Raw genomic sequence first — 25,730 nt, forward strand, 5'->3', positions numbered from 1 at the left:
TTCCAGTTCCTCGTCGAAACTATCCAGCATTTCCGCCTGAATGCGGTCGTGGATCGTGCCATTCGGCGGCCTTTTGGTCATGGTGGGCTCCAGCTGCAGAGCTGTTGGGGTTCGCGTGATGTGTGAACGTCGATGTCCTGCCGTATCATCGGCCAGGCACCTAGCGGAAAGCAGAAGGCCGGAGTTTGGTTCCGGCGTCCGCTATCCGTGGGCTGAGTGATGCCGCTTGAACCGGTTTGTCGGTTCAGGGGTTGATCGTCCGCTACAAAAATTTAATCGCGCTGTCGGGCGCCGGCCCCCTCCATCCGTCCTTGGGACGGGAGCGGCTGCGCGCGTGCGGCCGAATATCAGATAGAGGAAGGCTGCGCGGATGAAGGTCACACAGCATCTCTGGTTCGAGAAGGACATGGAGGCCGCGATCGGTTTCTACACCTCGCTCATCCGCGGCTCATCGGTCGAATGGGTTTCGTCCCTGCCTGCCGAGAGCCCGAGCGGTCCTGCGGGCAGCGTCAAGATCGCAGCCTTCAGCCTGGGCGACCAGCGCTACATGGCGATCGAGGCTGGCCCCCTCGACCCGTTCAACCACAGCTTTTCGATCATGGTCGAATGCGACACGCAGGTCGAGATCGACCGCCTGTGGGATGCTTTGAAGGAGGGCGGCAGAATCGAGCAATGCGGCTGGCTGCGGGATCGCTGGGGCCTCTCCTGGCAGATCGCGCCCAGACGGCTCGGTGAATTGATGAATGATCCCGACCGCGACAAGGCCAGGCGCGTCGCAGAGGCCATGCTGAAGATGGTCAAGTTCGATATTGCAGAACTGGAGGCCGCGGCGAGGGGTTAGAGCGCTTTCCAGCGAAAGCCTGCCCCGAACTTGACCCGGGGTGGAGACCGGTTCGCGTCAAGAAAACGCGTCAAATCAAAAATCTAGAGTCCCGATTCCATCGGAACGGGACTCTAGAACGCATCGTTATTTGCCGCGGCACGGATTTGTTTGGGCTGGGCGGATGGAACGCCGGGCGCGACGCAACGCCACAAGGGGCGAGAGGAAGAGTGGTCGCGCGCTGCACGGCGCCGGGGCTGAAGGGGTACCGCGCAGCGCGTCGACCGTATGGGAGCGTCATGGCGTGACCAAACGTCCCACATTCCCTTGAGAATGCGATTGTGTGTTCAATCAATTAATGGTTGCAGATGGGATTGTCAATTTTTCCCGTGATATTTCACCAGATATTGCGGCTGCCGGGTTGGCAGGATTTAGGCCGCATGTGCCGATTTTCGCAGCATGTCGGCGGCGATTTTGAGGTCTTGAACGAAGCGCCGGTATTCCTGTGCCTTGGCATCGGCATCGGGCAATCGCAACAGATAGGACGGGTGCACCGTCACCAGCGCCCTGGTGCCGTCGTCGAGATCGATCGGGTGGCCGCGGTTCTTGTTGATCGGCGTGATCTTCCCGAACACGCTTTGCGCCGCGGTGGCACCCATGGCCACCACCAGGTCGGGTTTGATCGCGGCCAGTTCCCTTTCGTACCATTGCCGGCAGGCCTTGATTTCCGGCGTGTTCGGCTTCTGGTGCAGGCGGATTTTTCCGCGCGGCACGAACTTGAAGTGCTTGACCGCATTGGTGACGTAGACCGTGCTGCGGTCGATCCCGGCCTCTTCCAGCGCGCGGTCGAGCATTTGCCCCGCGGGCCCGACGAACGGCTTGCCGGCGAGGTCTTCCTTGTCGCCGGGCTGTTCGCCGACCAGCATGATCCGCGCGGTTTGCGGGCCTTCGCCGAACACGGTCTGGGTGGCATTCTTGTAGAGAGGACAGGCGCGGCAATCGGCGGCTTCCTCACGCAGCGTCTCAATATCGTCCTGACCTTTTCTGCGGACCATGGGCGGCTCCGGCCGTTTCTGCGCCTTGTGTGGTTCGGTCGCGCCATTTTCGATCATGGCGCTGGTTGAACGTTCTGCACCTTCGATCAGCGGTTTAATCAATGAAGCCTCCGGCAGGTTCCGCCAGTACTTCTTCGGCATTTCGGCCTGCATCGCCTTCACCTTCAGCCGCGCCGGATTGAAAATGCTGGCGTAATAGCGCCGCCAGGTTTCCTCCAGCCGGTCCGCGGTCGGAGCTTCGCTCTTGGCCACGCCCGGCGTGATCGAGACGGCATGACCGTCCCAATGCGCACAGACGTCCGGGGTCAGGATCGACCAGGGCATGTCGGCGAAACGGCGTGCGAAGAACGGCGCGGCCAGTTCAACGATGTGATGCTCCGGCTCGAACCAGGCGACGAAGTGCGATGTGTGCTCGCGGCCGACTTCGCGGAAGCGGACAAAGGCGTGCATCTTGTGCTCGTCGCGGCGCACCGCCTTGGCCATCGCGGCGACCTCGGCCACGTCGGGATCGGTCGCGATGTCGAGCAGATCGTGATTTTGCCGCAGCCGCCACAGCAGGCGATAGAGCAGGGCAAACCGCTCGGGGTTGCGGTGCAGGATCGCCATCTCTGCCAGCTCAACGAATCTGGCCGGTACGTTGAAGGTGCCGGGTGGCGGCTCGAGCGGCGGGGCGGCCGGCTCGAACAGTTCGGGCGCATCGCCCGCGATGCGCCAGGTCACGTCGGAGGGTTTTACATCGCTCAACGCCAGCGCGCGGGCTGCTTTGCGCCAGCCGTCGAAATCGGTTTCGTCATCGAGGATGATGTGGTGCATGTCTCTCCTCCTCGTCATTGCGAGCGAAGCGAAGCAATCCATTTCTCCGCTTGCTGAGGTATGGATTGCTTCGTCGCTTCGCGCCTCGCAATGACGCTGTGGGTTTAGAATCCAAATCCCAACTGCGCCGCCGTCGGCTTGAACCGCTCTGCCAATCCCGCGCCATCGAGCAAATGCGGCGAGGGGCGGTGATCGCTGAGCACGATGAACGGCAGCGCCTTCTTCTGCGGGACGTGCAGCCGCCCCAGGTCAGCCAGGCGGATCGAGGTCAGGCGGCGCGTGGCGATGATGCGATCCACCGCCTTGGTGCCGAACCCCGGCACCCGCAACAGATCCTCGCGGCTGGCGGTTGCGACATCGAGCGGAAAGCGCTCACGATGCCGCAGCGCCCAGGCCAGCTTTGGATCGATGTCGAGCGGCAGCATGCCTTTGGTCTCCTCGACGATTTCGTGTGCGCCAAAGCCGTAAAACCGCATCAGCCAGTCGGCCTGATAGAGCCGGTGCTCGCGAATGAGCGGTGGGGAGACAAGCGGCAGCGCGCGGCTGGCGTCGGGGATCGGGCTGAAGGCCGAATAATAGACCCGCTTGAGCCGGTAGGAACCGTAGAGATTGGCGCTGGTGTCGAGGATGGTTTTGTCGCTGGCGGCATCCGCGCCGATGATCATCTGCGTGCTCTGGCCGGCAGGCGCGAAGCGCGGCGGCTTTGCTTGCGTGGCGGTCCGGTTGTTCTCCTGCGCCTCATCGAGCTTCAAACGCAGCCGGCCCATGGTGCGGCGGATCGCGCGCACGTCCTTTTCAGGTGCGAATTTGGCGAGGCTCTTTTCCAGCGGCATTTCGATGTTGATGGAAAGACGGTCGGCATATTTGCCGGCTTCCGCGATCAGCGCATCGTCAGCCTCGGGGATGGTTTTCAGATGAATGTAGCCGCGGAAGTGATGCTCCTCGCGCAGTTTTCGCGCGACGCTCACGACCTGCTCCATGGTGTAGTCGGCGCTGCGGATGATGCCGGAGGAGAGAAACAATCCCTCGATGTAGTTGCGACGATAGAAGTCGATCGTCAGTTTCACCACCTCGTCGACCGTGAAACGCGCCCGCGGCACGTTCGAAGAAGTGCGGTTGACGCAATATAAGCAATCGTAATTGCAGGCGTTGGTGAGCAGCACCTTCAACAGCGAGATGCAGCGTCCGTCCGGCGCGTAGGAATGGCAGATGCCCATGCCCGGCGCGGTCGAGCCGAGGCCCTTGCCATCGCTGGAATCCCGCTTCTCTGTCCCTGAGGACGCGCAGGAAGCGTCGTATTTCGCCGCATCCGCCAGGATTTCCAGCTTACGTTGCACGTCCATCGTTGAATCCCTTTGATTCCATTCATGAATCGCCAAAGCGTCGATCCCGATTGACTCTGCCGGGCCGGTTAGCTTTATATTAGAACATATCATGAACAAATGAGCCAGCCGCGGGTTCACTAGGAAAAAGCGGTAAAGGCCAAATTTTCTGAAGGAGCGGGGCATGAGCACCGCACACACAAGCACGCTTGCAAGTTTGCGAGGACGCATCGAGCGGATCGAGACGCATGGCGATGCGCATGACCTCAACAAGGTCGCGCTCGGCCATGCGGCAGCGGATGAGACGCTGTGCGGCGGCCTTGCGGTCGCAGCGGTGCATGAAGTGTTCGCCGAGGGCCATCAGAGCGCGGCGGCAACCGGCTTCATTGCAGGACTGGCGGGAAGGGTATCGCCGCGCCGGCCTCTGGTCTGGGTGCGGCAGGATTTTTCGGAAATTGAATCCGGCGCGCTGTCGATGAGCGGGCTGTGCGAGCTGGGTCTCGATCCGCGGCTGCTCGTGACCGTGCGCGCCCCGGACACCGACGCCGCGTTGCGCACCGCCGCCGATGCGCTGGCCTGCGATGCGCTCGGCGCCGTCGTGCTGGAAGTCTGGGGGCAGGCACGCCAGCTCGATCTCGTCGCCAGCCGCAAGCTCACACTGGCCGCGGCAGCCTCCGGCGTCACCGCATTGCTGCTGCGGATGGCGGCGGAGCCGCGGCCCTCGACCGCAGAGACCCGATGGATCGTGCGCGCGGCGCATTCGCCACCTTCGGCTTCCTGGCACGCCTGGGGCGCGCCCGTGTTCGACGCGCAGCTCGTTCGTAACCGTCATGGCCCGGTCGGCCGCTGGATCATGGAATGGAAATGTGATGAGTGCCTATTCAGCGAACCGGCGGCGTATCCTCAGCCTGTGGCTGCCACGCCTGCCCATCGACCGCATCAAGCGCAAGCTTTCACAGAACGGCGACGCGCTGGATAAAACACCCAGCGTCGTCGTCGCCAAGCAGCACAACGCCATCCTGATCTACGCGCTCGATGACCTTGCCGTGCGCGCCGGCCTCTCGATCGGCCTGCCGCTCGCCAATGCCCGCGCCATCTGCCCCGAGCTGACGGTGTTCGACGCCGACGAGGTCGCCGACCGCAAGACGCTCGACGACATCGCCGACTGGTGCGACCGCTTCACCCCACTGGTGGCGCTCGATCCGCCGCATGGGCTCTATCTCGACATCACCGGCTGCGCCCATCTGTTCGGCGGCGAGCGCGCGCTGCTGCAGATCGTGAGCGGTGCATTGAGCCGGCGCGGCTTTGCCGTCAGCGCCGCGATCGCGAGCACCGCGATCTGCGCCCGGACGCTGACGCGCCAGGCTTCCGGAAAGATCATTGCCGATGGCGAGGAGGCCGCGGCCGTCGCTCCGCTGCCGGTGTCTGCGCTCGGCGCCGGTGACGCCATCACCGGCGGCCTGCGCCGCGCCGGCCTGAAAACCATCGGCGACGTCGCTTCCCGCGGACGCCACGAAATCACGGCGCGGTTCGGCGCCGGCTTCACGACGCTCTTGGAGCAGGCGCTGGGGCAGGGTGATGCGCCGATCAGCCCGCGCAAACCGCTGCCGGATTACATCGTCGAAAAGCGCTTTCCCGAACCGGTCGCCACCGACACCGTGATCGCGATGAATCTGTCCGCGCTCGCCGCCATGCTGGTCACGGCGATGGACAAGCAGGGCAAGGGCGCGCGGCGGCTGGACGCGAGTTTTTTCCGCACCGACGGCGCGGTGCGCACGATCTCGGTCGATACCGGGCGTCCGGTGACGAAGCCAGAGGTGATGGACCGCCTGTTTCGCGAGCGGCTCGATGCGCTCAACGATCCCCTCGATCCCGGCTTCGGTTTCGATCTCATCAGGCTGTCCGCCAGCCGCACCGAAATCGTGGTGCAGCAGCAGCGCGATCTCGACGCCAATGTCCATGACAATGACGAACTGGCAGCGCTGATCGACCGCATCGCCGCGCGCATCGGGGGCAAGCGTGTCGTCGTACACCTGCCGCAGGATACTCACATTCCTGAACGCGCCGTGCTGGCCGTAGCAGCGCAGCACCATCTGGCGGCGGCCACGCAGGCCGCATGGCCGGAGCGTATCGAGAGCGAGCCGCCGCTGCGGCCGTTGCGGCTGTTCGACAGACCGGAGCCGATCAAGGTACCGTTTGCGAGCGTGCCCGACGGGCCGCCGCATCAATTCACCTGGCGCCGCGTGACGCATGCGGTGGTGCGGGTGGAAGGGCCCGAACGCATCGCCATGGAATGGTGGAAGCAGAACGGCGATGGCCCGACGCGGGACTATTTCCGCATCGAGGACGAAGCGGGACTTCGTTTCTGGATCTTTCGCGATGGGCTCTATGAAAGCGAACTGGCCGCCGAAGAAGGCGAACCCGCATCCGTCAGATGGTTCGTGCACGGACTATTCGCATGAATGGCCCCGTGAACATTCCCGGTTATGCCGAAATCGGCATCACCACCAATTTCTCCTTCCTGCGCGGCGGCTCCGATCCGCGCGCCTATGTGCATCAGGCAAGCGAACTCGGCATTCCCGCGATCGGAATCGCCGACCACAACACGCTGGCCGGCGTGGTGCGCGCGTACAAGGAGCTCGATAATCCCGAGGTCAAGCACAAGCCAAAACTCCTGATCGGCGCGCGGCTCGTCTTCATCGATGGCACGCCTGATATTCTCGTCTACCCTCGCGACCGCGCCGCCTATGGCCGGCTCTGCCAGTTGCTCACCCGCGGCAAGCGCGGCGACGACATCACGCGGATCGAGAAGGGCGAATGCCATCTGAAGCTTGGCGATCTCCTGGAATTTGCCGAAGGCCAGCTTCTGGTACTGGCGCTGCCGCACCGGTTCGACGCGGCGAGCGCCCAAACAATTCTAGCGCGACTGAAGAACAGCCGCGCCGATGGCGTCTGGCTTGCCGCAAGCCTGCTCTATCGCGGCGACGACAAACGCCGGCTGGCCCGGCTGCATCATCTGGCGCTCGCGGCAAAAGTGCCGCTGCTCGCGACCAACGAGGTGCTGTACCACCATCCCGCCCGCCGCCCGCTGCAGGACGTGCTCACCTGTATCAGAGAGAAGACCACCATCGACGCCATCGGCCGGCGGCTCGAAGCCAATGCCGAGCGATACCTGAAGCCGCCCCGCGAAATGGCGCGGCTGTTTCGCGATTTGCCCGAGGCCATCGCGGAAACCATGCGCTTTGCCAACCGCATTTCGTTTTCGCTCGACCAGCTCAAGTATCAGTATCCGGACGAGCCGGTGCCGCCGGGCAAGACCGCGCAGCAGCACCTCGAAGATCTCACCTGGGCTGGTGTCGACAAATATTTCGGCGGCGAAATCAGCGATACCTTGCGCGCCACCTTGCGCAAAGAACTCGCGCTGATCGCCGAGCTGAAATACGCGCATTATTTCCTGACCGTGCACGACATCGTCCATTACGCCCGCAGCCAGAACATCCTGTGCCAGGGACGGGGCTCGGCGGCCAACTCCGCCGTCTGCTACGTGCTCGGCATCACCTCGGTCGATCCGACCAAGGTCGATCTCTTGTTCGAGCGCTTCATTTCCAAGGAGCGGCTGGAGCCGCCCGATATCGACGTCGATTTCGAACATTCGCGACGCGAGGAGGTGATGCAGTATGTCTATCGCCGCTACGGCCGCCATCGCGCCGCGATCATCGCCACCGTCATTCACTATCGTCCGCGCAGCGCGATCCGCGATGTCGGCAAGGCGCTGGGGCTGACGGAGGACGTCACTGCGGCGCTCGCCGATACGGTGTGGGGAAGCTGGGGCAAGGGCCTCAATGAGATGCAGATCCGGCAGGCCGGGCTGGACCCCCAGAATGCGATGGTCGAGCTCGCGGTCGAACTCGCCACCGAGCTGATCGAATTCCCGCGCCATTTGTCGCAGCATGTCGGCGGCTATGTGCTGACGCAGGACCGGCTCGACACCTATGTGCCGATCGGCAATGCGGCGATGGACGACCGCACCTTCATCGAATGGGACAAGGACGATGTTGACGCGTTGAGCATGATGAAGGTCGACGTGCTGGCGCTGGGCATGCTGACCTGCATCCGCAAATGCTTTGATCTCATCGCCGACCACAAGGGCGCGCGCTGGGAGCTCGCCACCGTCGAGCAGGACGACCAGAAGGTTTACGACATGCTGTGCCGCGGTGAATCGCTCGGCGTATTCCAGGTCGAAAGCCGCGCGCAGATGAACATGCTGCCGCGCTTGAAGCCGCGGACCTTCTACGATCTCGTCATTGAGGTCGCGATCGTGCGGCCCGGTCCGATCCAGGGCGATATGGTGCATCCGTACTTGCGGCGGCGGAACGGCGTCGAGAAGGAAAACTATCCGTCGCCGTCGCCCGAACACGGATCTCCCGACGAACTGTACAAGGTGCTGCACAAGACGCTCGGCGTGCCGCTGTTCCAGGAACAGGCGATGCGGATCGCGATCGAGGCCGCAAAATTCTCGCCTGAGGAAGCCAACGGCTTGCGCCGCGCGATGGCGACGTTTCGCAATGTCGGCACCATCGGCAAGTTCGAAGACAAGATGATCGGCAACATGATCGCGCGCGGTTATGCGCCGGAGTTTGCCAGAAACTGCTTCGAGCAGATCAAGGGTTTTGGCTCCTACGGTTTTCCGGAAAGCCACGCCGCCAGCTTCGCCCAGCTCGTCTATATCTCTTCATGGCTGAAGCATTATCACCCGGACGCCTTCTGCTGTGGCCTGCTCAATTCGCAGCCGATGGGGTTTTACGCGCCCGCCCAGATCGTCGGCGACGCCCGCACCAACGGCGTCGAGGTGCGCGAGATCGATGTCTCCTACAGCTTTGCGCAGAACACGCTGGAGCAGGGGGATGGGAAATACTGCGCAGTGCGGCTCGGCTTCCGCCAGATCGATGGGTTTAGCTGGGTTGATGCGGACGAGGAGCGGTTGAAACAACTTCAGGCGTCATTCCGACGCACAGATGCAACTAGCCGCGCGGGGACTGTGCTCCCTCTCCCGCTTGTGGGGGAGGGTCGGGGTGGGGGGGTCTCCGCGAGTCACACTGCCCGTGTGGAGAGAGTTTCCCCCACCCGTATCGCATCTTGCGATGCGATACGGCCTAAGAGCGAGCTTCGCTCGTCTCGACCCCCGCAAGCGGGGGAGGTGACCTCAGATTGGGCCGACCGCATCGTCGCCGCCCGCAAACGCCGTCCCTTCACCTCGCTGGAGGAATTCGCCCGCGACACGGGCTTACCGAAACGCGCGCTGATCCTGCTCGCCGATGCCGATGCCTTCCGCTCCATCGGGCTCGACCGCCGCGCCGCGCTCTGGGCGGTGCGGCGGCTGCCCGACGATGTGCCGCTGCCGTTGTTCAAGGCCGCCGTCGCTCGCGAGCAGCCCGACGAGAACGCCAAGCCGCTGCCTGAGATGCCGCTGCCGGAACAGGTGGTCGCCGATTACCAGACGGTGCGGCTGTCGCTGAAGGGCCACCCGATGGAATTTTTGCGCGAGCGGTTCACCAAAGAGCGCGTCGTCGCCTGCCAGGACGTCAACCACAAGAACGACAAGCGCCGTATCAGCTGCGCCGGCGTGGTGCTGGTGCGGCAGCGCCCGGGCAGCGCCAAGGGCGTCGTCTTCATGACGCTCGAGGACGAGACCGGCATCGCCAATATCGTGGTGTGGCCAAAGGTGATGGAGCAGTACCGGAAGGAAGTGATGGGCGCCCGCCTCATCCTGGTGGAAGGCTATATCCAGAGCAGCCCGGAACACGTCACGCATCTGGTGGCGCAGCGGATGTTCGACCGCTCCCACGACCTGATCGGCCTCGCCAACGACGCGCCGAGCCGCAAGCATCCTGTACCGGCAGGCCCCGCGCTGATCGAACCGCTCAACGACGACCGCCGCGATCACCCGGAAAACCCTGCGCAAAAAATCCGCCACCCGCGCGACGTCCGCATCCTGCCGCCGTCACGGGATTTTCACTGAGCCGAGCCAGGGCGTGGTGACAGCGATCGTTCAACAGACTCAGTGCCGCACTTCGAGAACCATATTGAGTGGCGTTTCCGCGGCGCGACGGACCTGACTGAAACCGCCTGCCTTGATTACTTCGGTCAGTTTCGCCTGTCCGGCCTGGGCGCCGAGCGCCATACCCACCTCCTGCGACAGGGACACCGGTACGCACGCCATGGTCGAAAACGCATAGGCGACGCGTCCGAACGGCCCGAGATTGTCTTCCGTCGCGTCGCCCGCAAGCGGCTCCATCAGCATCCAGGTCCCGTCGGGCTTAAGCGAGCGGCAGATGTGGGCTGCGGCCCCCACGGGATCGCCGAGATCGTGCAGTACGTCGAAGCATGTCACCAGGTCGAGATCCTTGGCGGAAAAATCCTTTGCCTTGGCCACCTCGAATCGAATGTTACCGGCACCGCCGCTCTGGCGCGCATAGGCCGTGGCGTGATCAATCGATGGCTCGTGGAAGTCGTAACCGACAAAGGTTGAGTTTGGGAATGCCTTCGCCATGATGAACGTCGAATAGCCCGTGCCGCAGCCGATATCAGCGACCTCAGCGCCTCGTTCCAGTTTGGCTACTACGCCATTTAGAGCCGGCAACCAGTTTTGGACAATATTCGCGGAATAACGCGGTCGCAGCATCGCGCCGATGGCGCAGAAAAGGCACCCCGCATGATCTCCCCAATCGATCCCGTCGCCGGACTTGAAGGCCTGTTCGACTAACGGTTGGGTCTGATACAGCGCCGCGACAGCGTCAAATCCACCACCCGTGAAGAACGCACTTTCTTCATTCGCGAATACCATCGCTTGTTCCGGAGGCAACTCGAATCGTCGGCTGGCCGAGTCGTAAGTCAGATAGCCAGATGCCGCGCTTTGCGCGAGCCATTCGCGGGCATAGCGTTCGGAGATGTTTGCCTTCGCGGCTAGCTCTGCGCTGGTCATCGGGCCGGCACCGTCCATTGCCTTGTAGAGACCAAGACGTACACCGATGCGCATCAACGGCACGCTCGCCGCAGCGCCGAGATCGACTATCATCTTTCCGAGGAATTGCTGAAGTTTCCTTTCGTCAATCATGATGTCCTCCCTCAACGTCATCGCAATGCGACCGTCGAAATTGGAGTCGGCATTCTTGTCAATTGGGCTCGAAATCGAGCGGGGATGCCAACGCTGTGCCGCCGAGGGGCGCAAAAAAACTCGCGTTGTCGAACGTCCGTCCCCAAGAGTTTACAGGCAGCATCTTGGCAGAAAAACGAGTATCTTAATAGGGCAGAACCGACAGCGGAAAGCCGACGGTGCGCGTTACGATGCACTCGCCCTTTGAGTTCCCGTGGCTGCAGCGGCAAAGATCGCTTCGACGTTCTCAGGCGCAAAAAACTCCGTCGGCGATATCGTCCCAGCGTTCAAGCGCGCAAAGCCGTCCATGGCTGCCTGGTTGCCGTGAACCGCGCCAAGGATCCGCTGCAGCTCGGGTGGCGGCGGTTCGAGCGTTGCGAGGTCGCAGGTGAAATCGAACATCGCGTCAACGTCCGCGTCACGGATGCGCTGGTATTCACCCATGGCTTCCTCGAACGGCCGCGCGCCCGACAAGGATTGGTCGATTGCTCCAGTGCAGAGTTCGGCGTCGCGGAAGGCGTCGAGAATTCCCTGCGCCGTTATGAAGTCCCTATTATAGCCGGCGTCGCCGACGAGCGCCCAGCCGGGGCCGTAAGGCTTGCGAAAATAGTTCGGGACCGCAGCTCCAGCGAACGGTGCTTCGCGCGTCGCGCTCCGCAACCGCTTGGCAAAGTCCGGCGCCTGCTCGATGGCTTTCAGGTAATTGCCCTCGATATCCCGCTTGTTTTCCGCAAACTCCGCGTAAGGCCATCCGGCGATGACGAGCGTCAGGTCGTCATGGGTCGGCATTGCCGCAAACGCGCGCCTGTCACGGATATAAACCTCAAAGCGGCCGTCGGTGGGCAGTCCTCTCCAATAGCTGTAGTAACCCGCGCATAGTGGCGCCTTCTCGCGGTAGTGCTCAGGATGCACCGCCTCGCTCAGCATGGAGTGCCGGCCGTCGGCACCTACGATTATTTCGGCATATTCCGTAACAGTGCCGCCGTGCTTCGATCGGCCCTTGATGCCGACGACGCGCTCTCCTTCGACGATGATTTCCTCGACGACGAAACCCTGACGGATTTCCGCGCCGGCTTCGGCCGCGGCATCGACGAGCAGTTTGTCGAGGATGGTCCGCCGCGGGCAATAGGCGACGGGATCCTTGTCCGTGCCGGGGGCGCCGGCAATGGTGAACGCGCCGAAGTCGAAGGCGTAGGTATGGATCGGCGGGCATCCGGTCGCCACCAGGCGGTCGAGCAGCCCCCATCGCGACAGCGCATTCACCGCGCGGGGATGCACGAGATGCGTCGACACGGTGTCGCTCGGAAATGAAGCGCGGTCGACCGCCAGCACCCGGTACCCCTTGCGCGCCAGCAACATTGCGGTCGGCGAACCGGCGCAGCGCGCGCCCACGACGATCACGTCGAATGCCTTGTCCATCGAAATCTCCCAGCAAAATTCTTCCGTGCCGGTTCATGGCGCCAGCGAGCTGACTGGCCGCAGCGGCCGGAACTCGTGGCTCGAATCTAGCGGGAAACCGAAGCCCCAACTTTGCCGAAACTCCGTGGTTCTTTGCAGCCCGTAGGGTCCACGTTCGGGAGCCAAGGCAATGGATGCCCTATCGGAAGCTCTCGCGTCGGTGCACATGACAGGCGCCATCTTCTACCACGCAGAGTGCACAGCGCCCTGGGGGTTCCAGGTGCCTCACCTGCAAAACGTCGCCCACGTCCTTGCTCCCGGAACCGAGCGCCTGGTCAGCTATCATCTGGTCACGGACGGGAAGGCGGTCGTGCGCTTCCCGGGCGAAGACGACATCGCCGTCGCTGCGGGCGATATCCTGATCATCCCCCACGGCGATGCCCATACCGTTTCGAACGGCTCGCCATCGACCTACCTCGACAGCGGCGCTTCGATCGGCGAGTTCCTGGTCGGCCATCTGACCACGATGCGATTGGGCGGCGGAGGCGAGGTGACAAGGTTCGTCTGCGGCTATTTCGGCTGCGAACGTCATGCCGATCGGCTCTTCCTTGCCGGCCTGCCGCTGATGATCAAGATCAACCTGCGGGGTGACCCGGCCGGCGAATGGCTGGAGAGCTCGGTTCGCCACCTTGTCTCGGAGGCTGGATCCGCGCGGCCGGGACAGGCGGTCCTGCTGTCCAAAATGGCGGAAGCGCTCTTCATCGAAACCATCCGCCGCTATATGGAGGCGTTGCCGCCGGAACAGACCGGCTGGCTTGCAGGTGCGCGGGATCCGGTCGTCGGCGGCGCACTGGCGCTGCTGCACCGAAAACCCTGTCATCATTGGACCGTGGAAGAACTTGCCGCCGAGGCCGGCGTGTCTCGCTCGGTCCTTGCCGAGAGGTTCTCCCGGTTTCTCGGCGAGCCGCCACTGACCTATCTGGCGCGCTGGCGATTGCAGCTTGCCGCGAGAATGCTGCAAACCACGCGGGAGGCCGTGATACAGGTGGCCTCCGAGGTCGGGTATGACTCGGAGGCGGCGTTCAATCGGGCGTTCAAGCGCGAGTTCGGTATTCCGCCAGGACAATTCAGGAGATCGTGCGCCCGAGCGGACCTGATTGGAGGTAACGGACCAACTCGTATTCCCTCGGGCACGGCGTGAGAGAAATCAAAAGGTATCCCGTGGAGCATGGGTTTTCCCACGATCCCGACCCGCTGGTTCCGATCTACCAGTAAATCAATCCCCGTTGCGTCTTTCCGGCTCCACTTCTGGCAAATGCTGCCGCGAGCCTTTGCTTTTCGGCGCAATGTGCAGCCAGACTCTCGTATAGCCTTGCCTCCATAAAGGGGGTGTGTTCGCTGCTGCTGGATGCTGCATCGGCGGTGGCAGATATCAGCGCACTGATTTGACGTATCAGCAGATCGTCTGTCGATGGCTGCATAACCTTCTCCTTCGATCTCGGTCCGACGAGATCACTCCTGATTTCGGTTCACCGCAAGTCGGCAAATCACAGGAATCGCAAATGCCGGCTGCGACAGATTGCTCGCGCTTCACTTGGCTTCAGCAAGAAACCTGCGCATCCCCCGTAGCCGAGCCAGGCAGTGTTTTCGGTAAAGAATGCAATATTCTCGGTAAAGTATTTCGACGAGGTTCCACGTGATCGATCCCATGTCTGATCAAAGGATCACACTACGACGATATCGTTTCGGGATTTCTTCCTCGGCCGGGAAAATGGCTTCGCGGACGGCGCGGAATATTTCATGCCATCGCGAGCGGCGAAACAGCCTCACGGCGCGGTGACTGTTATGCATCGTGCGCTGGATTGCTCCCGCCGGCTTGATCCCTTCGCGACCAGTCCCGGTACAATCGAACCTTGGCTCAATCCGACCTGGTATCGCTCTTGGTCTTGCTCTTGCGCTCGCTCTCGCCGTCGTCCTTGAGGTCGTCTTCGTCCTTGACCAGCGTCAGCAGCCTCAGCGTCAGGAACGTGAACACCGCCACAGTCACCGCGACATCGTAGCTGCCGAGCCCGACGGAAACGCCGATCGCGCCGGTGGCCCACAGGCTCGCGGCTGTCGCCGTGCCCTGTACGGTCGTTCCCTGCTTGAGGATTGCGCCGCCGCCGATGAAGCCGATGCCGGTGATCAGGCCTTCGATCACCTTCGCCATGCCGTCGGGGGAATGCACCAGCAGATTTTCACTGGCCTGCACAAATCCGCAGCTTGCCATGGCGACCAGCGGGAAGGTGCGCAAGCCCGCGCTTCGCGCCCGCTTCTCGCGGTCCCAGCCGATCGGAACGGCGAGGGCGAAGGCGGCTGCCAGTGCCACAAAATGAACGCCTATCTGAAATCTGTCCAAAGCTCGCCCTCGAAAACCAAAGCCCCGCGCCGGCGATAAACCAACGCCCGTCACGCGAAGCTTCAGCGGGCAACCGCGATGGAGCTACGGCGCCGCGTTCTTCCTCAACGCATCTGCCGCGGAAATGTTCACGGCCGGCACGCCACCGTTCACACCATGACCAGCCGCCGCGTCAGGCGACACGCTCACGATCGGCGCCGCGGTCCGGTACTGCGGAAGATGATTTTCGAGCGCATAGAAGACGCACAGCGCGAGGCTGGACCAGACCGCCAGGCTGAAATAAAGCGACATCCACGCGATCTCGTCCTTCCACTCGGCCAGATCGTGCGTCACGACCCAGCGCGTGCTGACGTCGCGCAGGCCCTCGCGGGGTGTCAGGCGCTTGTCGCCGTCGGCTTCTCCGGTCCGCCAGCGGTTCAGGTACATCGGGACGTCGATCGTCATCAGAAACGCCAGGAAGCCGGCAATGCCGGCAATGGCTGTGGCCAGGACCACGCGAACCGCACCGTTGAATTCCGGCAGCAGGCGGCAAAGACCTACGCCGATGATGAAGAAGGCAACCGCCCACAGCGAATTTTCGATGGCGTTGCCGAGATAGTTTCTGGTCAGCACCGCATACCATGACAGGCATTCCGCGATCACGATCAGCGGTACGATCACCCACGCGGCATTCACGGTCGTTTCCGCCCCGGTCATCGTGCCGAGCTGGTGCAGGAGAATCGCCCATTGCGCCACAAAAGCGATCTCGGCCACCGTCGCCACCGACCGTCCGACCAGAACGCTCGACCACCAGGTGTCGAACAGGCAGATCCGCTGAACGTCCGCGCGCGGCAGGAACGACCTGAAGGCGCAGCCGAACACATAGGCGGCACAGAAAAGCAGCATGACCCCGATGCCGGACGCACTGCCGGCAGCGCCGGCCGGCAGGACGGAAAGCTCGCGATACAGCACGAACCAGACGGCGATATTGACGCCGCTCACGAGCGTCAACAGGCCCCACCACCAGGACACGGGATTTGACCAGGCCAGGGACCCTGACCGCGCCTGCCATTCCAAACTCATTCGCTGCTCCGCCGTAATCGAATTGACATCTGTTTGTAGTAATACTGTCACAGATGGCGGCAGGTCACGACAAAAATGCGTGTGGGCAACGGGGCAATTTGGGGGCAGGGACGGGCAGCACCGATGATCTCGCCAGCGCACAAGGACGTCAGAAGACTACCGAGGGTGAGCGCCGTCTTTGAATTTTGTTTGCGGGAGTTGAAGCCGGTGCTGACGCGGGGCGAGATGAAGCGATCGCAGCAAGGCGACAATTGACCTCGTCGCACCGGCCGTGTCGCGAACTCAGGACAGGAATTTTACGCCGTAGGTCTTTCCGCGGCGCCAGACCACTTCGCACGACTGGCGCGTCGTATGTCCGGGCACCAGCGCCAATTCAAAGCTGTCTCTCACGTCCAGCGCAGTATCGGTCGCGATCTTGGCGCCGCCCGGCGAGACGTCCAGGACGAAGCATTCAATCTTCGTCATCCCGTTGTCGATCGTCAGCCATGTCGGCCGTTTGCGCAGCTCGCGCCGCGGTTCGCGCTGCACTTTTGTCCTTTGCTCGTCGACAATCATCGTGGCCATCCGTCGTTGATACCCAGTCGGCTGGGTTTGAAGCAGGCCTTTAGAGTGAAGGCAATTTCGTAAACTTCCCTTAGTTTATCGTTTCAAATTTACCGGTTTACTTCGCGAGTTGTAAGGCGAGTTCTCGCAACCGTGCCCGTGCCGTCGGGTGCGTTGGGACGTAATTGTCTTCGCGGCCGTGCAAGAATTGTAGGGTGGGCAAAGCGTAGCGTGCCCACCATCTCAGTGCCGCTGCCGAGAGATGGTGGGCACGGCGCAAGCGCGCCTTTGCCCACCCCACACAACGTCCTCAGAAATTCACCCGGTTCGAGATCGCGCCGTCGACGACGAGGTTCGAACCCGTCGTGAAGGAGGAGGCCGGGCTCGCCAGGAACACGGCAGCATTGGCGATCTCCAGCGGCGTCGCCATGCGGCCGGTCGGGTTGCGCGCCACCGCATCCTGATAGCGCTTCGGCATGTTCTGCTCGACCATGTTCCAGATCCCGCCCTTGAAATAGACGGTGCCCGGCGACACCACGTTGACGCGGATTTTCTTGCCCGCGTATTGCCGCGCCAGTCCCTTGGCCATGTGGATCAGCGCCGCCTTGATCGGGCCGTATGAGCTGGCGGTGTCGGCCTGCGCCGCCGAGATCGATGAAATGATGATGAAGGCCGCGTCGCCGGTCTTCTCGCCGCTGGCTTCGAGCAAGGGACGCGCCGCCTCGAACGCGTTGACGGCGCCGAGCACGTCGAGCCGAAAGTTCTGCTCCCATGAAGCGGGATCGCCGCCTTGCGCCATGGCCCCGGCATTGGAAAACAGCATGTCGACACTGCCCAGCTCCCTGGCCGCATCCGATATCCATGATTTCAGCGCGGCCGCATCGGTGACGTCCACGGGGGCGCCGGTCGCCTTCACGCCCATCGCCTGCAGCTCGGCAACGGTGCCGGCGACCTGATCCGCGTTGCGGGCGCACACCGCGACGCCTGCGCCTTCGCCCGCCAGCGTGTCCGCAATCGCCCGCCCGATGCCGCGCGTGCCGCCGAGCACGACCGCGTTTCTGCCCTTCAAACCCAAGTCCATTTTGTTTTTCCTTATGTGATTCCGCCGCATTGTAGCGCGCAGTTCGTAGGGTGGGCAAAGGCTCGTTAGCGACGTGCCCACCATCTATCATCGATTGCGTTGCTTGATGGTGGGCACGCTTTCGCTTTGCCCACCCTACGAACTCTCGCCGTCACTGCGAGCGCAGCGAAGCAATCCACATCTCCGCAAGCCGCGCAATGGTTTGCTTCGCTGCGCTCGCAATGACGGATGCTCTACTCCGGCGCAGCGCCAACCGGCGGGCCGCCGGGTGGACGATGCAGGAAGGTAATAGTCAGATAAGCGCCGACCCACGAGCCGATAGCGGCGAACACGACATAGACCCAGTTGTCGGTGTAGCTGATCACGGCGTAGGACGAGAGCACGTACCAGATGCTGCTCCAGGTCGCCGCCGGCACGCGCTTGCGGTGCACCACCGCCGAAGTGAACATCACATAGACCGCGTCGGTCCCTGCGGTCGCAAGGAAAACGGCTCCCGCCGTCAGGGGGTCGATGGCAGCCATTGCAACTCCTCTCCTGGTCGGGCAGATCTTCCAAAGGCTAGGGAAGAGAGGCGCTGATGCAAAGCCCCCAGGGAATCCTTCGCGATATCTGGACGTCGGTCGGCGGCGAGACGTCCGCGCTCGACGCACTGACATTGACCGGCGACGAACCACAACTGCCGTCCTCGTTTCGCGTCGCTGCTGCCGCACAGGTCAGCGTTGCCGCGACCGCCCTTGCGGCGACCGAGATCTGGAAAATGCGCAGCGGGCAGGCGCAGCGGGTCACGGTCGACATGCGCCATGCCGTGGTCGAATGCCGGAGCGAACGCTATCTGCGCGTCGACGGCAAACCGCCGCCGCCGGCCTGGGACGCGATTGCCGGTGTCTACAAGACCCGCGATGGCTTCGTGCGCCTGCACACCAATTTTCCCCATCACCGCGACGCCGTCTGCAAGGTACTGAACTGCAAGCCCGAGCGTGACGCGGTTCAGGCCGCGCTGATGCAATGGGACGGCGAGGCGTTCGAGACCTCAGCCTATGCCGGCGGCGGCGTCGTCGCTTTCATGCGCTCCCATGACCAATGGTCGGCGACACCGCATGCCAAGGCGCTCGCCGGGGTACCGCTTATCTCGATTGCCAAGATCGGCGAGGCCGCGCCGAAGCCGTGGCCCAAAGGCGATCGTCCGCTCGCGGGGCTTCGCGTGCTCGATCTGTCGCGGGTGATCGCAGGTCCCGTTGCGGGGCGGACGCTCGCTGCGCATGGCGCCGACGTGCTGCTGATCTCCGGCCCGGAGCTACCGGCGATCCCGTGGCTCACCATCGACACCGGCCGGGGCAAGCTGACGAGTTTTGTCGAACTCAAGAACGCGCAGGGGCGCAGCGTGCTGCGCGATCTGCTGGCGCATGCGGATATTTTCTCGCAAGGCTACCGGCCGCGCGCGATCCCTAGTCTCGGCTTCTCGCCGGAGGATGCCGCGCGCATCAATCCCGGTATCATTTATGTCACGTTGTCGGCCTATGGTGCCGCAGGTCCCTGGGCCGAGCGCCGCGGCTTCGACTCGCTGGTGCAGACGGCGACCGGATTCAACCATGCTGAGGGGCAGGCCGCTGGTGTCGATGGACCAAAGGAATTGCCCGCACAGATGCTCGACCACGCCACCGGCTACATCATGGCGTTCGGCGCCATGATGGCCAAAGCGCGCCAGGCGCGTGAAGGGGGAAGTTGGCACGTCCAGGTGTCGCTGGCGCAGACCGGACGCTGGCTGTGGAATCTCGGCCGGGTCGCCGACGGCCTCGATACCCGTGATCTTACGGGGGAGGCGGTAACGCCCTTCATCGAGGAGATTCCGTCAGGCTTTGGTGCACTGCGGTCGGTCAGGCACTCCGCGATCTTGTCGAAAACCCCGGCGTTTTGGGCCCGTCCGGCCATGCCGCTCGGCAGTCACCCGCCGCAATGGCCGCCACCGGCATAGGCCGCTTGCCGGCGTTCGGGCCGACTCTCCAAACTTTAATCTCTCCCGCCAAGGCTATTTTCGTTTTTCATGTTGTTGGAATGTGAATTGGGCACTATTAGCGCAGGGGTGAGGCAAATCGTCGCTGAGTGGTTCCGGGCCGGATGAACGTGTTTACCAAGCGATTGCAGATCGTTACCCGGCAGCGGCTGGCCGTGGCCATCGGCCTGCTGGCTCTCGTCGGCGCGGGCGCCTACGGCTACGCCCAGATCGGCGGTCCAAAGCGCGGGCATTCGGAAGTCTCGAGCCAGTCCCGCAAGGGATTGCAGCGCTACACGCCGAGCCCTGCCGAATGGGCCAGCCTGACCATTCAGCCCGTCACCGAACGCGGCTTCCGCGCCGAAAACGTCACCGAAGGCAAGATCGCGATCGACGAAGATCGCTCGACGCCGGTGTTCTCGCCCTATGCAGGCCGCGTCACCAAGCTGCTGGCCAAGCCGGGCGATAGCGTCGTCAAGGGGCAGCCGCTGTTCGTGATCGAGGCCGCCGACAACGTTCAGGCGCAAAACGATTTCATCGCGTCGATGACCACCATGAACAAGGCGAAGTCCGCGCTCGAACTTGCACAGTTGCAAGGAACGCGCGCCAAGGATCTGTTCGAAGGCAAGGCCGTCCCGCTGAAGGATTATCAGCAGAGCCAGGCGACGCTGATCCAGGCGCAGAACGACGTGCGCTCGTCGGAAACGGCGATGCAGGCGGCGCGCAACAAATTGCGCATTCTCGGTCTCACCGACGACGACATCGCGACCTTCCAGGAAAAGGGCCGCATCAATCCGGAGACCACCATCTTTGCGCCGATCGCGGGCACCGTGGTCCAGCGCAAGATCGGTCCCGGGCAATATGTCAACGCCGGCGCCAGCGACCCCGTCTATGTGATCGGCGATCTCTCCACCGTCTGGATGACGGCCTTCGTTCGCGAAAGCGATTGCGCGAACGTCGCGGTCGGACAGGACGTGAGTTTCAACGTGCTGGCGCTGCCGGGCCGTTCGCTGTCGGCGCGGATCAACTACGTCGCCACGGCGATCGATCCTGCGACGCGGCGGCTGCTGGTGCGCGCCACCATCGACAACAAGAACGGCACGCTGAAGCCGGAAATGTTCGCCAACGTGACGATCTATTCGGCGGGCGACCGTCCGGCGGTCGGCGTACCGAAGCAGGCGCTGATCTATGAAGGCGAACAGGTGCGGATCTGGGTCGCGCATCCGGACAAGACGATCGAATTGCGTCAGATCAAGCCCGGCCTCACCAATGGCGATCTCGTCGAGGTGGTCGGCAATCTGAAGCCCGGCGAGCAGATCGTCACCAAGGGTGCGCTATTCATCGACCGCGCCGCGTCCGGTAGCTGACCCCCTCATTGAAAGCTCCGGTCTGAATGGATCGCCTGGTCGCCCTAGCAGTCAGCCGCCGCTATTTGATGGTCGGCATGTTCATAGCCGTGCTGGTCGGCGGCCTGATCGCATTCAAGCAGCTCAACATCGAGGCCTATCCCGATCCGACCCCGCCGATGGTCGACATCGTGACGCAAAGTCCGGGCCTGTCGTCGGAAGAGATCGAACGCTACATCACGATCCCGATCGAGACCCAGGTCGCCGGCATTAAGAACCTGCGCACCATCCGCACCATCTCGCTGTACGGATTGTCCGACGTCAAACTGCAGTTCTCGTTCGACTACACCTATGAAGAGGCGCTGCAGCAGGTGTTGAACCGGCTGTCGCAGCTTGCGCCGTTGCCGGGCAATGCGCAGCCGACCATCTCGCCGCTCAGTCCGACCGGCGAGATTTTTCGTTACCGTCTGAAAGGCCCGCCGAATTACAGCGTGCTCGACCTCAAGACGCTGCAGGACTGGGTGTTGCAGCGACGTTTCCGCGCCGTGCCCGGCGTCGTCGACGTTACCGGCTGGGGCGGCAAGACCAAGACCTACGAGCTGCAGGTCGATTTCAACAAGCTGGTCGCCAACGGGCTGACGCTGCCGCAGGTGCTGCAGGCTGTTTCCAATGCCAACATCAATGTCGGCGGCAACACCGTCAATATCGGCGCGCAATCCGCCGTGGTGCGCGGCGTCGGCCTGATCCGCTCGATCGACGACCTCAACAACACCATGGTGTCGCAGTCGGGCGGCAATCCGGTGCTGGTCCGCGACATTGCGCATGTCACGATCGGCGAGAAGCCGCGGCTTGGCATCGCCGGCCTCGACCAGGACGACGACATCGTGCAGGGCATCGTGCTGATGCGGCGCGGCGAGCAGAGTTCGCCGACCATAGCCCGGGTCGAAAAGCTGGTCCACGAAATCAACAATTCCAGCATTCTGCCGCCCGGCGTCAGAATCGAGCGGATCTACGACCGCAAGGACCTGATCGACATCACCACGCATACGGTGCTGCACAACATGGTGGTCGGGATCATCCTGATCGTGCTGCTGCAATGGGTCTTCCTCGGCGATCTCCGCAGCGCGATGATCGTCGGCGCGACGATTCCGTTCGCGCTGTTCTTCGCCGTCATCATCCTGGTGCTGCGCGGTGAATCCGCCAATTTGCTGTCGGTCGGCGCGATCGATTTTGGCCTGATCGTCGACGCCACCGTGATCATGGTGGAGGCGATCTTCCGCCGGCTGACGCAGACCACCGCCCTGTCGGAAGCCGAGCGCAGCCACATCTCGTTCGATACCACGATGGGGATGAAGAGCCACGCGATCATGTCGGCGTCCGCCGACGTGTCGCGCTCGATATTTTTCGCCGCCGCCATCATCATCGCCGCCTTCCTGCCGCTGTTCACGCTGAGTGGCGTCGAAGGCAATATCTTCGGGCCGATGGCGCGGACCTATGCCTACGCGCTGGCGGGCGGACTGCTGGCGACCTTCACGGTGACGCCCGCGCTGAGCGCGATCATCCTGCCGTCGCATCTGGAAGAGGCCGAAACCTGGATCGTCAAGAAGCTCGACGGGCTTTATGTGCCGGTACTGAAATGGGCGGTCGCGAACCGCAAGATCGTCATGACCGCTGCCGCGGGTCTGGTACTGCTGACCATCGTGTTCGCGCGGCTGCTGGGACTGGAATTCCTGCCCAAGCTGGAAGAAGGAAACTTGTGGATTCGCGCCACGCTGCCGCCGACCATCTCGCTGCAGGAGGGCAACGCCTATGTCAACGAGATGCGCAAGATGATCCGCGCGCGTCCCGAAGTGGAATCGGTGGTATCGCAGCACGGACGTCCCGACGACGGCACCGACGCCGCCGGCCTGTTCAACGCCGAATTTTTCGCGCCGCTCAAGCCCAACAGCGAATGGCCCGGCACCCGCGACAAGGACGAACTGACCGCGCAATTGCTGGGCCAGTTGCAGGACAAATTCCCGGGCGTCGAATTCAACTTCTCGCAATATCTGCAGGACAACGTCTCGGAGGCTGTCTCGGGCGTCAAGGGCGAGAACTCGATCAAGCTGTACGGCAACGATCTGCAGGCGCTGACGGATACGGCCAACAAGATCAAATCCGTGCTCAGCACCGTGCAGGGCGTCACCGATCTTGCGGTGTTCACCTCGCTCGGCCAGCCCACGATCCAGATCGATATCGACCGTGCGCGCGCGGCGCGCTATGGCCTGTCACCCGGCGATATCAACGCCACCATCAAGGTCGCGGTCGGCGGCGACAGCGCCGGCGACCTCTATGAACCCGGCAGCGACCGGCATTTCCCGATCATCGTTCGGCTCGCGCCCGAATACCGCAAGAGCGCGGAGGCGATTCACAATTTGCGGATCGGCGTGGCAGGGCAGGGCGGCACGATCACGCAGATTCCGCTCAGCGAGGTTGCCTCGATCAACCTGATCTCGGGCGCCGCCTATATCTACCGCGAAGGGCAGGAACGCTATCTGCCGATCAAGTTCTCGGTGCGCAACCGCGACCTCGGCAGCGCGATCCAGGAAGCGCAGGAAAAGGTCGCAGCCCAGGTCCAGCTGCCGCCGGGGTCGCGGATCGAATGGGTCGGCGAGTTCGGCAACCTGCAGGACGCCATCAAGCGGCTGTCGATCGTGGTGCCGATCAGCCTCGCCCTGATCGGCGTGCTGCTGTTCTTCAATTTCGGCTCCATCGTCGACACCCTGCTGGCCATGAGCGTGATCCCGATGGCGATCTTCGGCGGCGTGCTCGGTCTGCTGATTACCGGCATCCCCTTCAGCGTGTCGGCCGCGATCGGCTTCATTGCGCTGTTCGGCATCGCCGTGATGGACGGCATCATCATCCTGTCGCAGTACAACCAGCTGATCGACGAAGGCTATGAGCGGATGCGCGCGGTGATCCGCGCCGGCGAATTGCAGTTGCGGCCGGTGCTGATGACTTGCGTGGTGGCTGGTGTCGGGCTGTTGCCGGCGGCGCTCTCGGAGGGGATCGGTTCGCAGGTGCAAAAGCCGCTGGCGATCGTGGTCGTGACCGGCATGATGCTGGCGCCAATCGTCATCCTGGTGACGCTGCCGGTGCTGATCTCGGTATTCTCGCGCCGGGCCAGGTGATTCCAGCGTGAATTCGGTGTGGGCACACGCCCATGTTTCCTGCCCACTCGGTTTGTGGTTGACGCAATCCGGTGGCCGTCCCCAGATGTCGGCAGGGGACAACCGCGGGAGAACACCATGCGGACCGAGGAAAGCCAAGGATCTGCCAGCCAACAGAACGGCCACGTGCAGCCGGCGAAATCGCCGCCGACTGCCGAGCAGATTCTCGGCGAAATCCGCGACTATTGCCGCGAGACGCGCACGGCCGAATCCACCTTCGGGCGGCTGGTGGTCAACGACGGCAAGCTGGTCTCGCGGCTGCGCGACGGCGCCAGGATCACGACGGGCACGCTCGACAAGGTCCGCGCCTACCTGTCTGAGCACAGGCCGGATTCAACCGCCGGGCCATCCAGCTCGCCAGCCGCGAAGCTGCTGAATGGTGCGGCCGCCACGCCAGCCGTCGCGCCGCCGGGCTTCCGATTCTTCGACAATCGCCAGAAATATCTGCTGTTCGTCTCGACCTGCAGCGAGAAGACCGAGGTTGGGAATCGCATCTCGCTCGAACTCGGCAACCTGCAACCGGCACCGCCGGCGCTTCGCATCTTCGACGCCGGCGTCGGCGACGGCACCGTGCTGTCGCGGGTGATGCGGGCGGTGCATGCGCGATTTCCGACCATGCCGCTCTATGTCGTGGCGAAGGAGATCAGTTACGAAGACGTTCGCCTGATGCTGGAGAAGATGGCGGACCGCCTGTTCGAGCATCCCGCCACGGTGCTGGTCGTCACCAACCTCTATTACGCCGAGGCGCCCTGGTTGACGCCACGCTCGGTGACATCAGCGCAAGGCTTGATCTGGAAGGACGTCACGCTGACCGGCAACACCGCGCACGGCTTCGCCGAACAGATCGGCGAGCTCGAAGGCTTCCTCGCCGAGAACTGGCGCGCAGGCATCAGCCCGACCACCGGCAATCCGGTCTATCAGCGTCCCGTCATCCTGACACTGCGGCGCGAGGATCATTCGTTCCTGCTCGATCCGATCATGCCGCGGCCCGGCCGGGTGATGGCGGATTACGATCTCGTTATTGCCTCTCAGCCCTACCGGGCGCGGGCGAGCGTGGAGTTCAAGGCCTCGAAGGTGCTGACGCCGCTGGTCAGGTCGCTGCGGCCGGGCGGACGGCTGATCGGCATCCATTCGCACGGCAAGGATCCCGGAATCGAAATCATCGACCAGGTCTGGCCGGGAGATGATCCCTTCAAGACCGACCGCTACGCCATCCTGCGCCAGGTCAAGCACGAGCTTGGCGCGGCGGCTCGGCACTACAATTTCAACGCATCCTCCGACGCACGTTCGATCTTCCGCTACCGCATGCACACGCTGCCTGACGAGGTCAGCGGGCCGATCGGGACATCGACGCTGTTCGCGGCCTGGAACGCTGCGATTTACGTGGCACAGATCGAAGACAACAGGTTGTCGGAAGTGGTTCGCGACGGCCGCTACCTCGAAGCCACCGACCGTGTGCTGAAGAAGCATGGCGGCCTGTGGTTCAACGATGAAACCTATGTGATCTCGCGCCGCCGCGCGCCGGCCTGACCTTGGGAGG

The 25,730-nt window shown here is 63.1% G+C and carries 18 protein-coding genes; 9 read left to right on the forward strand and 9 right to left on the reverse strand.

The window, feature by feature from the left end:
• The first annotated feature begins 370 nt into the window (after positions 1-370).
• The gene (locus tag KIP88_RS34210) at positions 371-841 is read left to right on the forward strand and encodes a VOC family protein (protein ID WP_214492564.1); all 471 of its coding nucleotides are present in this window, start codon (positions 371-373) and stop codon (positions 839-841) included.
• Between the two features lie 410 nt (positions 842-1,251).
• Here KIP88_RS34210 and KIP88_RS34215 read toward each other — a convergent pair whose 3' ends face one another.
• Complete coding sequence (locus KIP88_RS34215; protein WP_214492570.1) at positions 1,252-2,688, reverse strand: UdgX family uracil-DNA binding protein; 1,437 nt, start codon at positions 2,686-2,688, stop codon at positions 1,252-1,254.
• Positions 2,689-2,792: 104 nt separating this feature from the next.
• Positions 2,793-4,031 (reverse strand): putative DNA modification/repair radical SAM protein, encoded by a 1,239-nt coding sequence (locus KIP88_RS34220; RefSeq protein ID WP_214492572.1) that lies wholly within the window; start codon positions 4,029-4,031, stop codon positions 2,793-2,795.
• 163 nt (positions 4,032-4,194) lie between these two features.
• Between KIP88_RS34220 and KIP88_RS34225 the strand changes: the two genes are divergently transcribed.
• From KIP88_RS34225 to KIP88_RS34235, 3 genes are read left to right on the forward strand one after another with little or no spacing between them, the layout of a single operon-like run.
• The gene (locus KIP88_RS34225; protein WP_214492573.1) at positions 4,195-4,989 is read left to right on the forward strand and encodes an ImuA family protein; all 795 of its coding nucleotides are present in this window, start codon (positions 4,195-4,197) and stop codon (positions 4,987-4,989) included.
• A complete protein-coding gene (locus KIP88_RS34230) occupies positions 4,880-6,472 on the forward strand; it encodes a DNA polymerase Y family protein (protein ID WP_214492575.1) in 1,593 nt (530 codons plus the stop codon). Before KIP88_RS34225 ends, KIP88_RS34230 begins: the two co-directional genes overlap by 110 nt.
• Positions 6,469-10,029, forward strand: a complete 3,561-nt coding sequence (locus KIP88_RS34235) for an error-prone DNA polymerase (RefSeq protein WP_214492577.1) — start codon at positions 6,469-6,471, stop codon at positions 10,027-10,029. The genes KIP88_RS34230 and KIP88_RS34235 overlap by 4 nt, the downstream gene beginning before the upstream one ends.
• Before the next feature lie 39 nt (positions 10,030-10,068).
• On the opposite strand, the gene KIP88_RS34240 is transcribed toward KIP88_RS34235, so the two are convergent.
• On the reverse strand, positions 10,069-11,124 hold the full coding sequence (locus KIP88_RS34240) for a class I SAM-dependent methyltransferase (RefSeq protein ID WP_214492662.1): 1,056 nt from the start codon (positions 11,122-11,124) through the stop codon (positions 10,069-10,071).
• Positions 11,125-11,349: 225 nt separating this feature from the next.
• Complete coding sequence (locus KIP88_RS34245; protein WP_214492578.1) at positions 11,350-12,582, reverse strand: NAD(P)/FAD-dependent oxidoreductase; 1,233 nt, start codon at positions 12,580-12,582, stop codon at positions 11,350-11,352.
• A gap of 169 nt (positions 12,583-12,751) precedes the next feature.
• Between KIP88_RS34245 and KIP88_RS34250 the strand changes: the two genes are divergently transcribed.
• Positions 12,752-13,762 (forward strand): AraC family transcriptional regulator, encoded by a 1,011-nt coding sequence (locus tag KIP88_RS34250; protein ID WP_214492579.1) that lies wholly within the window; start codon positions 12,752-12,754, stop codon positions 13,760-13,762.
• Between the two features lie 717 nt (positions 13,763-14,479).
• Here the strand turns inward: KIP88_RS34250 and KIP88_RS34255 are convergent.
• The 5 genes from KIP88_RS34255 to KIP88_RS34275 form a co-directional block, all read right to left on the reverse strand.
• Positions 14,480-14,959: an MgtC/SapB family protein gene (locus KIP88_RS34255; protein ID WP_214492580.1), complete on the reverse strand. Its 480-nt coding sequence runs from the start codon at positions 14,957-14,959 to the stop codon at positions 14,480-14,482.
• An 84-nt stretch (positions 14,960-15,043) separates the two neighbouring features.
• A complete protein-coding gene (locus tag KIP88_RS34260) occupies positions 15,044-16,021 on the reverse strand; it encodes a hypothetical protein (RefSeq protein ID WP_249791222.1) in 978 nt (325 codons plus the stop codon).
• Between the two features lie 282 nt (positions 16,022-16,303).
• The gene (locus KIP88_RS34265) at positions 16,304-16,585 is read right to left on the reverse strand and encodes a PilZ domain-containing protein (protein WP_214492582.1); all 282 of its coding nucleotides are present in this window, start codon (positions 16,583-16,585) and stop codon (positions 16,304-16,306) included.
• A 289-nt stretch (positions 16,586-16,874) separates the two neighbouring features.
• Positions 16,875-17,645 (reverse strand): SDR family NAD(P)-dependent oxidoreductase, encoded by a 771-nt coding sequence (locus KIP88_RS34270; RefSeq protein WP_214492584.1) that lies wholly within the window; start codon positions 17,643-17,645, stop codon positions 16,875-16,877.
• A 233-nt stretch (positions 17,646-17,878) separates the two neighbouring features.
• A complete protein-coding gene (locus KIP88_RS34275; protein ID WP_057863276.1) occupies positions 17,879-18,166 on the reverse strand; it encodes a hypothetical protein in 288 nt (95 codons plus the stop codon).
• Between the two features lie 56 nt (positions 18,167-18,222).
• On the opposite strand from KIP88_RS34275, the gene KIP88_RS34280 reads away from it, so the two are divergent.
• The 4 genes from KIP88_RS34280 to KIP88_RS34295 all read left to right on the forward strand — a co-directional run bounded on the left by KIP88_RS34280 (position 18,223) and on the right by KIP88_RS34295 (position 25,720).
• Positions 18,223-19,617, forward strand: a complete 1,395-nt coding sequence (locus KIP88_RS34280) for a CoA transferase (protein WP_214492585.1) — start codon at positions 18,223-18,225, stop codon at positions 19,615-19,617.
• Between the two features lie 143 nt (positions 19,618-19,760).
• Positions 19,761-21,002 (forward strand): efflux RND transporter periplasmic adaptor subunit, encoded by a 1,242-nt coding sequence (locus KIP88_RS34285; protein ID WP_214492586.1) that lies wholly within the window; start codon positions 19,761-19,763, stop codon positions 21,000-21,002.
• 26 nt (positions 21,003-21,028) lie between these two features.
• A complete protein-coding gene (locus tag KIP88_RS34290) occupies positions 21,029-24,151 on the forward strand; it encodes an efflux RND transporter permease subunit (RefSeq protein ID WP_214492588.1) in 3,123 nt (1,040 codons plus the stop codon).
• A gap of 117 nt (positions 24,152-24,268) precedes the next feature.
• Positions 24,269-25,720, forward strand: coding sequence for a hypothetical protein (locus tag KIP88_RS34295; protein ID WP_249791223.1), 1,452 nt, complete (start codon positions 24,269-24,271; stop codon positions 25,718-25,720).
• The last annotated feature ends 10 nt before the right edge of the window (positions 25,721-25,730 follow it).

The organism is Bradyrhizobium sp. SRL28 (assembly GCF_018596315.1).
GTDB lineage: Bacteria > Pseudomonadota > Alphaproteobacteria > Rhizobiales > Xanthobacteraceae > Bradyrhizobium.

What these genes read in the sequence shown, in the direction of transcription:
- KIP88_RS34235 (WP_214492577.1), top strand. Translation starts at nt 6,469, where the DNA reads ATGAATGGCCCCGTGAACATTCCCGGTTATGCCGAAATCGGCATCACC.
- KIP88_RS34265 (WP_214492582.1), bottom strand. Translation starts at nt 16,585, where the DNA reads ATGGCCACGATGATTGTCGACGAGCAAAGGACAAAAGTGCAGCGCGAA.
- KIP88_RS34245 (WP_214492578.1), bottom strand. Translation starts at nt 12,582, where the DNA reads ATGGACAAGGCATTCGACGTGATCGTCGTGGGCGCGCGCTGCGCCGGT.
- KIP88_RS34295 (WP_249791223.1), top strand. Translation starts at nt 24,269, where the DNA reads ATGCGGACCGAGGAAAGCCAAGGATCTGCCAGCCAACAGAACGGCCAC.
- KIP88_RS34290 (WP_214492588.1), top strand. Translation starts at nt 21,029, where the DNA reads ATGGATCGCCTGGTCGCCCTAGCAGTCAGCCGCCGCTATTTGATGGTC.
- KIP88_RS34230 (WP_214492575.1), top strand. Translation starts at nt 4,880, where the DNA reads ATGAGTGCCTATTCAGCGAACCGGCGGCGTATCCTCAGCCTGTGGCTG.
- KIP88_RS34270 (WP_214492584.1), bottom strand. Translation starts at nt 17,645, where the DNA reads ATGGACTTGGGTTTGAAGGGCAGAAACGCGGTCGTGCTCGGCGGCACG.
- KIP88_RS34275 (WP_057863276.1), bottom strand. Translation starts at nt 18,166, where the DNA reads ATGGCTGCCATCGACCCCCTGACGGCGGGAGCCGTTTTCCTTGCGACC.
- KIP88_RS34215 (WP_214492570.1), bottom strand. Translation starts at nt 2,688, where the DNA reads ATGCACCACATCATCCTCGATGACGAAACCGATTTCGACGGCTGGCGC.
- KIP88_RS34225 (WP_214492573.1), top strand. Translation starts at nt 4,195, where the DNA reads ATGAGCACCGCACACACAAGCACGCTTGCAAGTTTGCGAGGACGCATC.
- KIP88_RS34280 (WP_214492585.1), top strand. Translation starts at nt 18,223, where the DNA reads ATGCAAAGCCCCCAGGGAATCCTTCGCGATATCTGGACGTCGGTCGGC.
- KIP88_RS34260 (WP_249791222.1), bottom strand. Translation starts at nt 16,021, where the DNA reads ATGAGTTTGGAATGGCAGGCGCGGTCAGGGTCCCTGGCCTGGTCAAAT.
- KIP88_RS34220 (WP_214492572.1), bottom strand. Translation starts at nt 4,031, where the DNA reads ATGGACGTGCAACGTAAGCTGGAAATCCTGGCGGATGCGGCGAAATAC.
- KIP88_RS34240 (WP_214492662.1), bottom strand. Translation starts at nt 11,124, where the DNA reads ATGATTGACGAAAGGAAACTTCAGCAATTCCTCGGAAAGATGATAGTC.
- KIP88_RS34285 (WP_214492586.1), top strand. Translation starts at nt 19,761, where the DNA reads ATGAACGTGTTTACCAAGCGATTGCAGATCGTTACCCGGCAGCGGCTG.
- KIP88_RS34210 (WP_214492564.1), top strand. Translation starts at nt 371, where the DNA reads ATGAAGGTCACACAGCATCTCTGGTTCGAGAAGGACATGGAGGCCGCG.
- KIP88_RS34250 (WP_214492579.1), top strand. Translation starts at nt 12,752, where the DNA reads ATGGATGCCCTATCGGAAGCTCTCGCGTCGGTGCACATGACAGGCGCC.